Genomic DNA, 14,602 nt, shown 5'->3' with positions numbered 1-14,602 from the left:
GAACGGCAATTAGCGTATTGGCGTACGCAACTGGGTGATACGCACAAGATTTTACAGTTACCGGTGGATCACGCGCGTTTACCGGTCAACAACTATCGCGCCGCGCAGTACAACTTTCAATTGCCCGCGCCGCTGGCGGTCGGGCTGCGGCGCTTTGTGCAGGAACGCGGCGTCACGTTGTTCATGGCATTGCTATGCGGCTTTCAAATGCTGCTGTACCGCTACAGCGGACAAAACGACATTCGAGTTGGTGTGCCGGTTGCTAACCGGCAGCGCGCGGAAGCCGAACGCATCGTCGGTCTGTTCGTCAATACCCAAGTATTGTGTAACCGCATCGATAGCCGCATGACGCTGGCAGCGATCCTCGATCAAACCCGCGACGCCGCATTGGGCGCGCAAACTTACCAGGATCTGCCGTTCGAGCACCTGGTCGAAGCACTGCAACCGGAACGCAGCCTGCACCAGAACCCGCTATTCCAAGTGATGTTCAACCACCTGCGCGAAGACTACCGTGCGCTGTATCAGCTGCCCGGACTGACGGTGAGCGAATTCGAACTGGGTGAACGCAACGCGCAGTTCGAACTGGTGCTGGATACGGTGGAGAAACCGGACGGCCAAATCGACGCGCGGTTCACGTACGCGGTGGAACTGTTCGAGGCGGACACGATACAGCGTTTGAGCGAACACTATCTATATCTGCTGCGGCAACTGGCGGACAATCCGCTGCAATGCCTGGGTGATGTGAATGTACTGAGCGAAATGGAATGGGCGCAGCTCAACGATTGGGGAGTCAACACACGGCGTTATGCCGATGTCGAACCAGTGCACCGTTTGATTGAGCGGCGCGTATTGGAACAGCCGGATGCAGTGGCACTCATCTTTCAAGACACTGAACTGAGTTATACACAACTGAATCAGCGCGCCAATCAATTGACGCACCGGTTAATCGCACTGGGCGTTAAGCCGGAAAGCCGGGTCGGCATTGCAGCAGAACGCTCGATCGACATGGTGGTGGCGCTGTTGGCGGTATTGAAGGCGGGTGGCGCGTACGTGCCGTTGGATCCGGATTACCCTGCAGAGCGGCTGCAACACATGATCGCCGACAGCGGTATTGAACTGTTGCTGACGCAAAGCCATGTCAGGGAAAAAATACCCTGCGCGGAACATTGCCCGGTGCTGGAGCTGGATGCGTTGAACGTCGCGGATTATCCAAACGATAACCCGGACGTGACGCTGCATCCCGAGCACCTGGCTTATATCATCTACACCTCCGGTTCCACCGGTAAACCCAAGGGCGCGATGAATCGTCATGGTGCACTGCATAATCGCCTGGTGTGGATGCAGGAAGCCTTTCCGATTGGTGCTAGCGATACAGTTTTACAAAAGACACCGTTTAGTTTCGATGTGTCGGTATGGGAGTTTTTCTGGCCGTTGATGTACGGCGCGCGCCTGGTGATTTCCAATCCCGGCGATCATCGGGATGCCGGACGATTGATCGAACTGATCCGGCAGCACCATGTGACACTGCTACACTTCGTGCCATCGATGTTGCGCGCCTTCATGGCCGATGCCCAAGCCGCAACTTGTACCAATCTTAAATACATCATTTGCAGCGGTGAAGCACTGCAATCGGAGATGCAGCAAGCGGTGTTCGACCGGTTGCCGACGGTCAAGCTGCACAATCTCTACGGCCCGACCGAAGCGGCGATCGACGTGATGCACTGGGCTTGCCGCCCTGAATCGTCGAGCAATATTCCAATCGGCCGGCCGATCAGCGCCACGCAAACCTACATACTGGACAGCGATCTCAACCCGGTGCCATTGAGTGTCGCCGGAGAATTGTATCTGGGCGGTGCCGGATTAGCGCGAGGCTACCTGAGCCGCCCCGGTTTGACGGCCGAGTGCTTCGTCGCCGCTCCATTCGGCCATCAGGGTGAGCGGTTGTATCGTACCGGTGATCTGGTGCGCTGGCGGCGTGACGGACAAATCGAATACCTCGGGCGGCTGGATCATCAGGTCAAGATTCGCGGTTTTCGTGTCGAGCTTGGTGAAATCGAAGCACGGTTACTGCAACAACCGGAAATCCGTGAAGCGGTGGTGAGTATGTATGCAACCGGTCAAGATGCCAGGCTGGTGGCTTATATTTCACTGCACGCGGGCAAAACGGTGGATGTTGTGCTGCTAAACGAAGCGCTGTGTAAGACTCTACCGGATTATATGCTGCCATCGGCAGTCGTGATTCTGGATCGCTTGCCGCTGAACGCCAACGGCAAAATCGACCGCAACCATTTGACGAAGCCGGAATTTGTCAATGTTGATGACTATGAGCCGCCACAAGATGAAACCGAGCAATTGCTGGCCGGAATCTGGCAGGAAGTGCTGGGCATCGGCCGGGTCGGCAGGAATGATCATTTTTTCAGGCTGGGTGGGCACTCGTTGATGATTTTGCAGGTGCAGCAACGATTGAAATCCAAACATCCGGTTTCGCTTCCCCTGCGGCTTTTTTTCGAGTCCCCGGTGCTGAAAGACATCGCCTTGGCAGTCCACACTCAACTGAGTAAAAACACCGGTGAACCGGGAGTATTGAGTCAAATGACGGAATTATTGAATACGTTGGAGAATTGATTGGAGCTGGATAAATACGCGATCGCCGAACGGTTTGCAGCGCTCGCCACCGATAAGCAAAAAATATTTCTCAATGCGCTGAACGAACGCGGTATCGATTTTACCCAGTTGCCGATCATCCGCCGACCGGACACGGATTCGGTTCCATTATCCTATGCGCAACAGCGTCACTGGTTTTTATGGCAACTGGAACCGCAGAGCACGGCGTATCACTTGAGTGCGGCGTTACGTTTGAGCGGTGAACTGGACGTTGTGGCGTTGCAGACAAGCTTCCGGATATTGGTGCAGCGGCACGAATCGCTGCGCACGGTGTGCCGTGCCAATGTACACGGACAAGCGCAGCAGGTGATCGAAGCGGCGGGGGATTTTGCGCTGCAAACGATTGATCTGAGCGATTTGCCGCTCGACTCGCGACAGCAACGCGCGACGCAGGAAGCCAAGCAAATCATCACTACTCCATTCGATCTGACGCAGGGGCCGCTGCTGCGTGTGGCGGTGATCCGCTTGGACGCGCAGGAACACCATTTGATCGTAGCGATGCATCACATCATTTCCGACGCCTGGTCCAACCGTATCGTCATTGATGAACTGGCGGCGTGTTACCAGGCATGTCTGGTGGGAGAATTGCCGCAATTGCCGGAACTGCCGGTGCAGTATGCCGATTATGCGGTCTGGCAGCGCAACTGTCTCGAAGCCGGAGAAAAAGAACGGCAATTAGCGTATTGGCGTACGCAACTGGGTGATACGCACAAGATTTTACAGTTACCGGTGGATCACGCGCGTTTACCGGTCAACAACTATCGCGCCGCGCAGTACAACTTTCAACTGCCCGCGCCGCTGGCGGCTGGGCTGCGGCGCTTTGCGCAGGAACGCGGCGTCACGCTGTTCATGGCATTGCTATGCGGCTTTCAAATGCTGCTGTACCGCTACAGCGGACAAAACGACATTCGCGTTGGTGTGCCGGTTGCCAACCGGCAGCGCGCGGAAGCCGAACGCATCGTCGGTCTGTTCGTCAATACGCAAGTATTGTGTAATCGTATCGATAGCCGCATGACGTTGGCGGCGATCCTCGATCAAACCCGCGACGCCGCATTGGGCGCGCAAACTTACCAGGATCTGCCGTTCGAGCACCTGGTCGAAGCACTGCAACCGGAACGCAGCCTGCACCAGAACCCGCTGTTCCAGGTGATGTTCAACCACCTGCGCGAAGACTACCGAGCGCTGTATCGACTGCCCGGACTGACGGTGAGCGAATTTGAACCGGGTGAACGCAACGCGCAGTTCGAACTGGTGCTGGATACGGTGGAGAAACCGGACGGCCAAATCGACGCGCGGTTCACGTACGCGGCGGAACTGTTCGAGGCGGACACGATACAGCGTTTGAGCGAACACTATCTATGTCTGCTGCGGCACTTGACGGGCAATGCGCAGCAATGCCTGGGCGATGTGAATATGTTGAGTGCGGCGGAATGGAAACAACTGGCAAACTGGGGAGTCAACGCACGGCGTTATGCCGATGTCGAACCAGTGCACCGTTTGATTGAGCGGCGCGTAATGGAACAGCCAGACGCGGTGGCACTCATCTTTCAAGACACTGAACTGAGTTATACACAACTGAATCAGCGCGCCAATCAATTGGCGCACTGGTTAATCGCACTGGGCGTTAAGCCGGAAAGCCGGGTCGGCATTGCAGCAGAACGCTCGATCGAAATGATCATAGCGCTGCTGGCGGTATTGAAGGCGGGCGGCGCGTATGTGCCGCTCGATCCGGATTATCCTGCGGAAAGGCTGCAGCACATGATCGCCGACAGCGGTATTGAACTGTTGCTGACGCAAAGTCATGTCAGGGCAAAAATACCCTACGCGGAACATTGCCCGGTGCTGGAACTGGATACACTGACCGTCACGGATTATCCAGACGATAACCCGGACGTGACACTGCATCCCGAGCATCTGGCCTATATCATCTACACTTCCGGTTCCACCGGTAAACCCAAGGGTGTGGCGGTGGCGCACGGGCCACTGGCAATGCATGTGCAATCAATCGGCGAGTCGTACGGTATGATGCCGACAGACCGGGAATTGCAGTTTGCATCGATCAATTTTGATGGTGCGCACGAACGCTGGCTGGTGCCGTTGGCTTTTGGCGCGGCGCTGATGCCACGAGACAACGAATTGTGGGCCGCCGACCGGACTGTCAATGAAATCATCAGGCACCGCATCACCATTGCTTGTTTTACCCCGGGTTATTTGCAACAGCTGGCCGAATTTACCGGCAGCGCCGGGCGCAACCTGCCGATCCGCTCGTATACCGCGGGCGGTGAGGCCATGAGCCGCAGCGCTTTTGAATATGTGCAGCAAACCCTGCAGCCGCCGCGCATCATCAACGGTTACGGTCCGACCGAAACTGTCATCACGCCACTCATTTTTAAAGCCTGGCCGGATACCTGGTTCGATTCGAGTTACTTGCCGATCGGTTCGCCGGTGGGCGACCGTACCGCCTATATTGTCGATGCCGACATGAATCCGCTTCCGGTCGGTGTGCCGGGGGAATTGTATCTGGGGGGAACCGGATTGGCGCGCGGCTACCTGAATCGTCCCGGTTTGACGGCCGAGCGTTTTGTCGCCGATCCGTTTGGTCAACAGGGTGAGCGGTTGTACCGCACCGGCGACTTGGCGTGCTGGCGGCGCGACGGACAAGTCGAATACCTCGGGCGGCTGGATCATCAAATCAAGATTCGCGGTTATCGCATCGAACTCGGCGAAATTGAAGCACAATTGTTGCGGTTAGCGGTGGTGAGGGAAGCTGTTGCCGCGATCAAGGAAGGTCCGCAGGGTGCTAGGTTGATAGCCTATGTTGTGCTGCAAGACGATCGAACAGAAGATGGAAGCACATTGCGCGAATCATTGGCCCGAGTATTGCCGGATTATATGCTGCCGTCCGCGATCATAACCTTGGAAAGCTTGCCGCTGAACGCCAACGGCAAGGTTGATCGCGATCGCTTGCCACAAGCGGAATTTGCACACGACAAGGAATATGATGCGCCGCAAGCCGGGGTCGAAACAACTTTGGCTGACATCTGGGCACAAGTGCTGGGTCTTCCCCGTGTCGGCCGTCATGACAATTTTTTTGAAATAGGCGGCGATTCGATTCTGAGTTTGCAAATTGTCACCAAAGCCCGCCGTGCCGGATGGAAAATCACACCACGGCAATTGTTCGAACGGCAAACCGTTGCGGCGTTGGCACCAGCCGCCCTGCCGCTGGAAGAAATAGTACCGGCCAGTACAGCACTTTCCGGTAGCGCGGAGAATGCGGCAGTGATTCCATTGTTGCCTATCCAACAGGATTTCTTTGCGCAATCCATCCCTGTCCGGTCGCACTGGAATCAAGCGGTACTGTTGAACTGCCGCGAAAAATTACAGGCCAGTTACTTGCAGGAAGCATTAATCGCAGTGCTACAACAGCATCGCGCGTTGCGCTTCCGTTTTCACGAGGATGCCAAGGGCGAGTGGCAGCAAACAGCCGATAGCGGATCTGAACACGATTATTTGTGGATCCGGCAAGCTGCCGATCAGGAACAATTCTTGGCCATCTGCAGCGCCGCGCAACGCAGTCTGAATTTGCAACAAGGCTTGCTGCTGCGTGTGGTGTTGATCGATTGGGCCGACGGTACTCAGCGTTTGTTACTGGTGATTCACCATACCGTGATCGACGGGGTGTCCTGGCGCATTGTGGTGGAAGATCTCGAAACCGCTTACCGTCAGGCTGCACGGCAGCAAGACATCGATCTGCCCGCGGTGACCGCCGATTATGCCGTGTGGTCCCGTCGCTTGATACAGTATCCGCTGCAACATGCAAGCGAATTTGACTATTGGCAAAGCTTGAAAGGCATACCGGCTGCATTACCGTGTGATTTTCCGCACGGCGCAAACGATGCGGCGAATCGCATCAGCATTACGATAACGCTGGATCAGCAGCAAACCCGTGCATTACTGAAGGATGCGCCGTCCGCTTACCGTACTCAAGTCAACGATTTGCTGCTGACCGCATTGGCTGGGGCGTTATGTCATGAGTGCGGACAGCAGGGCATCGTTATCGATCTCGAGGGGCACGGACGCGAAGATCTTTTTCCGGATATCGATTTGTCGCGTTCGGTCGGCTGGCATACGACGGTATTTCCGGTGATGCTGGATGCCGGCGGCGATTTACCTCAGCGTATCAGGCAAACCAAAGAACAGCTGCGGCAAATACCGGACAAGGGAATAGGATACGGTTTGTTCAAATATCACGGCTCAGCGCAGCAACGGCAGATCATTGCCGCGATGCCGCAAGCGCAGGTGGTATTCAATTACCTCGGACAGTTGGATGCCAGTTTCACGGCAGATTCGCTGTGGCAACTCGCCGATGAACCGGTCGGCGATCTGATCGATCCGGGCATGCCGCAGACCCATGAATTGGCCATCAACAGCCATGTCTCCCGGGGCGAGCTGTGCATCAATATCAACTTCAGTTCGGCGCGCTATACGCATGCCACGATGGTGGCATTCGGACAGCGTTTGCTAACGGAACTCGGCGCGATCATTGCGCATTGCACCAGCGGCGTCAGTGCCGTCACACCTGCGGATTTTCCGCTGGTGCGCATCTCCCAGGACGAACTGAATAGCTTACCGGTTGCCGCCGGACGGATTGAGGATTTGTATCCGCTGTCACCGTTACAAACCGGCATTTTATTTCACAGCGTTTTTCAAACCGATAGCCATGCCTATGTGAATCAGCTGCGTGTGGATATCGCGCAGCTCTCGGTTGCACGATTCAGGGTAGCCTGGCAAACCGTGGTGGAGCGGCATTCGATTTTGCGCACCGGCTTTCTGCCGGAAGGGCGGGTGCCGTTGCAGTGGGTGGCAAAAACCGCGACTTTGCCGTTTGCGGAGTACGACTGGTGTCGCCGGGTCTTTGCATCGCAGCATGGCATGGAACAAGCACTGGATGCGCTGGCGCAATCTGAATTGATGGCGGGATTCCATCTGGATCAGCCACCGCTGATTAAAATCGTTCTAGTGCATTGTTCCGCACAGCAATCGCACATGATGCTGACGCTTCATCATCTATTGCTGGACGGCTGGAGCACTTCGCAACTGCTCGGCGAAGTCCTGCGGATTTATGGCGGGGAGAAACCATCGATTCCGGTTAGCCATTATCGCGATTTCATTGCCTGGCTTGCCGGCCGGGATGCAGTCGCGGCGGAGCGCTACTGGAAAACACTGCTGCAACCGGTTACCGAGCCTACACGGCTGGCTTCATCCAACAACAAGTTGCACGCTGATTCCGGTTTTGATGAATACACCCTTGTGCTCGATCCCGGACTGGTCTCGGCAGCGTCGCAATTTGCGATGCGGCAGCGCATCACCCTGAATACGCTCATGCAGGCTGCCTGGGCGCTGGTGTTGAAACAGCGTAGCGGGCAAGAGCGGGTAACTTTCGGCGTCACGGTAGCGGGCAGACCGGCGGAATTACCCGGCGCCGACCAGATTCTCGGCTTGTTTATCAACACGCTGCCGGTCGTGGCCGCTTTTAGGTCCGAATGGACTATCGGAGAGTGGTTGCACGATTTGCAACTGCAAAACCTGGCTTCGCGCGAGCACGAACATGCTGCGCTGTACGAGATTCAACGCTGGGCTGGTTATCAACGTGCAGGCTTGTTCGACAGCATTCTGGTTTTTGAGAATTATCCGGTTGATGCAACATTGCAACAATATGCGCCGGGAGGACTGACTTTCTCTGCTGTCAAGGTTCATGAAACGACTCATTATCCGCTGACGGTGTCGGTGCTGGAAAACGATGGATTAGTTCTGCATTTCAGCTATGCACGCTCGGAATTCAAACTCCGGACCGTAACCGGTATCGCTGCAAAGATTGAACAATTGCTGGGCAAGTTGATTACGGATGCAAACTCGCGTCTAAGCGAATTGACGCTGTTAAGCGATGCGGAATGGCAACAACTGCGCGACTGGGGTGTCAATGCACAACGCCACGATGCGACGCAACCGGTGCATCGGCTGATCGAACGGCAGGTTGCACTGCATCCGGATGCGACGGCGTTGGTTCTGGGCGCTCGGGAACTCAGCTATCGGGAACTGAATGCGGCGGCAAATCGCTTGGCGCATCATCTGATTGCGCTTGGGATCAGACCCGAACAACGGGTTGGTATCGCACTGGATCGTTCGTTCGAAATGATTATCGCGCTGTTGGCCACGTTGAAAGCCGGTGCAGCTTATGTGCCCCTGGATCCGGATTATCCACGCGAACGCCTGACGCACATCGCCCAAGATAGCGCTATCGCCCTGTTGCTGACGCGCAGTGGGGTACGCGCAAAAATCGCACAGGCGGTAACTTGTCCGGCAGTGGAACTGGATGCGCTGGATTTGCGTACCTTGCTGGCACATGATCCGGATGTGATGTTACACCCGGAGCATTTGGCGTATATCATTTATACCTCCGGTTCAACCGGAAAGCCGAAAGGCATCGGCGTGGCGCATCATGCACTTGCCGAACATGCGCAAGTTGCGGCATTCAGTTATGGCTTGAAGCGCGACGACCGCATACTGCAATTTTCCACCATCAATTTTGATGCGTTTATCGATCAACTCTTTCCGGCATTATGTAGCGGAGCCGCAGTTGTGTTGCGCGATTCGCAACTGTGGGATGTGGCAACTTTCTATCGTGAATTACACGACAAGCGCATCACCGTTGCCGATCTGACTACGGCTTACTGGTCTGTTCTGCTCAATCAGTGCGAGCAGCTCCGGCACGGCCGTTATTCCGCGCTGCGTCATATCAATGTCGGCGGCGAAAGCATGCCGCCGGAATCGCTGGAAAAATGGCATACCGCCGGTTTGGATCACATCCGGTTGCTCAATGTATATGGGCCTACCGAAGCGGTGGTCACCGCAACCGCGTTCGATTGCAGCCGCTACCGGCATGACGGCCGGCAGCAGTGGCAACCGGTCGCCATTGGAAAACCGCTGCCTGCACGGCGGATTTACTTGCTGGATGACGATCTGCTCCCAGCCGGTCGCGGCCAAGCCGGAGAGTTGTGTATCGGTGGAGACTTGCTGGCGCGCGGTTATCTGGAGCAAGCGGGTTTAACCGCAACGCGCTTTGTCGCCGACCCATTTGACGGCAACGGGTGCAGGCTCTATCGTACCGGTGATTTGGCGCGCTGGCGCGAGGATGGGCAAATCGAGTACCTGGGGCGACGAGATCATCAAGTCAAAATCCGCGGCTACCGGGTCGAATTGGGCGAGATTGAAACACACTTGTTATCGCTGCCGCAAATTTGCCAGGCAGTCGTGCTGGCGCAAACTGCGGCCAGCGGTACACGGCTGGCGGCGTATGTGGCGTTGCATCCGGGAGAAACAGCGACCTCTGCTGAAATCCGCGCAGCCCTGGCGGCTGCGCTGCCCGACTATATGATACCGGCGGCATTTGTCATGCTGGGTCAGTTACCGCTAGATGCCAATGGTAAGCTGGATCGTAACCGGTTGCCGAAAGCGGAGTTTGCCGGTACCGATGGATACGAGGCGGCGCAGGGTGAGATCGAGGTCATGCTGGCCGGAATCTGGCAGGAGGTGCTGGGCGTCGCAACTGTAGGCCGGCACGATAACTTCTTCGAGCTGGGTGGGGATTCGATTCTGAGTCTGCAGATTGTCTCGAAAGCGCAGCAGGTCGGCTGGAAAATTACACCGCGGCAGTTATTCGAACAGCAGACCGTGGCGGCGTTGGCGCTGATGGTGGAGACTGTCGCAGCAACCGGCATTGCCGAAGTGGCAGTGGAGCGCGCCCGGCTGGACGATTATCTCGATGCGGCGACGATCGCTTCCCTGGGAATCGGAAATGACCGGATCGACGATGTGTATGTTCTGTCACCGACCCAGGAAGGCATGTTGTTTCATACGCTGGAAGCACCGGGCACGGGGTTGTATGTCAATCAGATCAGCGTGACGGTCGACGGACTCGATGCCGATCGCATGGTGCAGGCCTGGCAGCGCATGATAGACCGGCATGCGGTGTTGCGCACCGGGTTTTTATGGCGTTCGGGGCTTGCACGGCCGCTGCAAATGGTATTCAGGAGTGCTATTGCCGAGGTGGTGCAATTGGATTGGCAGGACAAGCCCGATTTGCAGCAGCGGATTGCAGCGTATGCCGAAGCTGAATTGAAGCAGGAGTTTGATTTCCTTCGTCCGCCGTTGGCGCGGTTGTGTTTAATTCGAACCGGGGAACATCGCCACCAATTGATCTGGACGCATCATCATATTCTGTTCGACGGCTGGAGTCATACCCTGCTGATCCGGGACTGGCTGGATGATTATTGCGGCAAATCGTTACGCCAAACTGGCCCGGATTATGGGGTTTATGTGCGCTGGCTGGAAAAACAGCCGAGCCAGGAAGCACAGCCGAGCCAGGAAGCACAGCAATTCTGGCAAACCGAGCTGGCCCGGTTGGAGGGGCCGACACTACTGGCACAAGCCGCCAGGCGGGCGGTGCCCCGGGATGGATCAGCAGATTTTGCGCTGCTGTATACGCGCTGGGATGCGGAGGAAACCGGCCGTTTGCAGGATTTTGCGCAACGTCAGCATATTACACTGAACACCTTCGTTCAGGCTTCCTGGGCGTTGCTGTTGCAACGCTACTGCGGCAAGGAATCCATCGTATTCGGTGCCACGGTGGCGGGGCGGCCGTTGGGTCTCACGCGTTCGGACGAGATGGTCGGTCTGTTCATCAATACCATTCCAGTACCGGTGCAGCGCCGCAACGATTGGACCGTTGCGGAATATCTGCGAGGACTGCAAGAAACGAATGTGCGCTTGCGCGATTTCGAGCATACCGCTCTGGCGAACATTCAGCGTTGGGCTGGTTATTCCGGGCAACCACTGTTCGATAGCATTGTCGTTTTTGAAAATTATCCGGTCGATGCCGCATTGCGCGAATCGGAAAGCGGCGGATTGCAATTCGGCACCCTGCATAGCAAGGGTATGACCGGCTATGCCATGGATTTACAGGTTGTCGCCGGAGAGACGCTGGAAATCGAATATGCCTACAGTTGCAATGATTTCAGCGAAACTTTTGTGGAAAACTTGCGTTTGCACATGGAGTCATTGATGCGTGAAATGATGGCCGATGCGCTTCGCCCCGTCGGTGAATTATCCTGGATCAGTCAGCCGGAGAGAGCCAGGTTACTGTCGCTGCGTGGTACCAGCGCGACTTCAACGGAAACAGAATCTTACCAACCGGTGCATTGCCTGATCGAGCGTAATGCACGAGTGCAGCCTGATGCGATTGCCTTGCTGATGGGTGAGCAGGAAATGTCGTACGCGCAACTGAATGCGCAAGCCAATGGTTTGGCGCATAAACTGATGCAGTTGGGCGCTGCGCCTGAAATCCGCATCGGTGTTGCCCTGGAACGGTCGCTCGATGTCATCGTGACCTTCCTGGCGATTCTGAAAACGGGTGCAGCCTATGTGCCGCTGGATATCGATTATCCGATCGAGCGCTTGCAGTTCATGATCAAGGACAGCGGATTGTCGCTGTTGATTACGCAACAGGCGGTACTGGCCCGGTATGCTTTTGACAGTGGCGTACCGCAACTTGTGCTGGACGGCATCGAATGGAATTTTGAACACACGGCGAATCCGGCAGTCGCAGTTCATCAACAGCAATTGGCATACGTCATCTACACGTCCGGATCGACCGGTCTTCCTAAAGGGGTTGGCGTTACTCACGGCCCGTTATCGATGCATTGTCAGGCGACCGCGCGAATATACGAGATGCATCCCGGTTCTTGCGAGTTGTTGTTCATGTCGTTTTCTTTCGACGGCGCGCACGAGCGCTGGTTGACTGCGTTGACGGTCGGCGCCGGACTGGCGGTGCGCGATCAAGAATTATGGACGGCGGAAAAAACTTACGACGCCTTGCGGCACTACCGGATTACCAATGCCGCTTTTCCGCCTGCGTACCTGGGCCAGATTGCCGAATGGGCGTCGTCCCGTACCGACCCGCCGCCGGTGGAGTTGTATGTTTTTGGCGGCGAAGCAATGCCGAAAGCTTCGTATGATTTGATCCGTCAGATATTACGACCGGACAGACTGATTAATGGCTATGGGCCGACCGAGACCGTGGTGACGCCGCTGATATGGAAAACCGGTGCCACTGATAGTTTTGATTGCGCGTATGCGCCTATTGGCCGTCCGGTTGGGGAGCGCACGGTCTATGTTCTGGATACCGATATGCAACCGGTGCCGTTTGGTATTGTCGGCGAGTTGTATATTGGTGGATACGGATTGGCCAGAGGTTATCTGGGGCGGGCGGGCTTGACTGCGGAGCGTTTTGTGGCCGATCCGTTCGACCCTGCGGGAGGACGTTTGTACCGTACCGGTGATCTGGTGCGCTGGCTGGACGACGGCAACATCGAGTACGTCGGACGTGCCGATGATCAGGTGAAGATACGCGGATTTCGTATCGAACTGGGTGAAATCGAGGCGCGTATTCGTGCCGTGGATGGCGTGGCCGATGTGGCTGTGGTCGTGCATGCGGGGACGAGCGGTGCGCAACTGGCGGCTTATATCCTGCCGGAAAACCGGGCCGTGAAGCAATCTTTACTGACCCGGTTGAAACAATCATTGACCCAACAGCTACCGGAATACATGGTGCCGTCATACTGGATTGCAGTCGACGAATTGCCCCGGATGCTGAGCGGCAAACTGGATCGCAAACGCTTGCCCGAGCCGCAAGCAGCCGGTGACAACTATCGCGCGCCATCGACCCAGCAAGCACGGGCGCTGGCGGAAATTTGGCAGGAAGTGCTGGGTGTGGAGCGGATCGGTGAAACGGATAACTTTTTCGCGTTGGGAGGTGATTCGTTGTCCAGTCTTAAAGTCATCGCCCGTATCCGCAATCAGAAACAACTGAATCTGAATTTCAAACTGCGGGATTTAATGCAGAAACCTACCATTGCCAGTCTGCTGGGATTGGATAGCCCGGTTGCAAGTGGTTTGCTGTTGCTGAATCAAGCGATTGACGATCCCAGTAAACTGCCCTTGTTTTGTATCCATGCCGGGTTGGGTACGGTGTTCGACTACCAGCCGCTGGCGAGGCAGTTGCAAGGGATACGCACAGTGTATGGTCTGCCTTGCCGCATGCTGGCCGATCCGGCGCATCGGGATACATCGTTGCGTCAAATGGCACAAGACTATTGCGCCATGATTCGCGCGATTCAGCCAGAAGGACCGGTGCATCTTGCCGGTTGGTCGCTGGGAGGAACTCTGGCGGCGCTGATGGCGGAAATATTCGAAGCCGATAGGCGATCCGTGGCTTTCCTGGGGTTGATCGATCCTTATATACCCGGTGTGGAATCGCCGCAAGCGGATGACTGGCGGCAGGATTTGGCGGATTTTGTAACCGTTGTCGCTCTTGGTGCAGTTTCTGATACTGTATTACCGGTCGTGCCGTCCCCGTTAGCGGAAGAACATGAAATCGTGCAAACGGTAGCCATGGTTCTCATGTCTCTTTTTGAGAGCGCGGCGGGTGTTTGTAAGGCCTCCGGCTACGCCGCGATGGGAACAGATGAATTGACGCAAGTCTTTTTAGTGGCACGGCGCTTGAAAATGCTGTCGATACAGACAACGAAATTGAGAGCGCTGCGCGTAAATCCCGTATGCTGGTGGGCGTCGGATCGCGAACCAGACCATCGAGAGGCCCTCGAACAGCAGATTGCTCCCGCTGAGATTCATTCGATTGAAATTGATACTGATCATTTCGGGATCATTCGCGCCGAAGCCTTGCTTCAGAGCATATCTGCGGGATTGATTCAATTTAACTCATAATCCAAATGACTCCGGCCTAACTACTTTTGCACTATGAATTTGGTCGATGCCAATGGGATGATAGAGAACGATTTCAGTATCCGGCAGTTATGATTGT

At 55.9% G+C, this 14,602-nt stretch carries 2 protein-coding genes; both read left to right on the top strand.

Features of this window, described 5'->3' with window-relative positions; all coding sequences use genetic code 11:
- Positions 1-2,625 (top strand): non-ribosomal peptide synthetase (locus DU481_RS04780; RefSeq protein WP_350133050.1); only part of this gene is annotated, 2,625 nt, incomplete at its 5' end.
- Positions 2,626-14,505, top strand: coding sequence for a non-ribosomal peptide synthetase (locus tag DU481_RS04775; protein ID WP_350133048.1), 11,880 nt, complete (start codon positions 2,626-2,628; stop codon positions 14,503-14,505).
- Positions 14,506-14,602: the final 97 nt, after the last annotated feature.

It is taken from the genome of Nitrosomonas sp. (assembly GCF_040240425.1).
Taxonomy (GTDB): domain Bacteria; phylum Pseudomonadota; class Gammaproteobacteria; order Burkholderiales; family Nitrosomonadaceae; genus Nitrosomonas.
The sequence above is the reverse complement of the archived record's forward strand: the minus strand, read 5'-3'. Positions and strand labels throughout refer to the sequence as shown.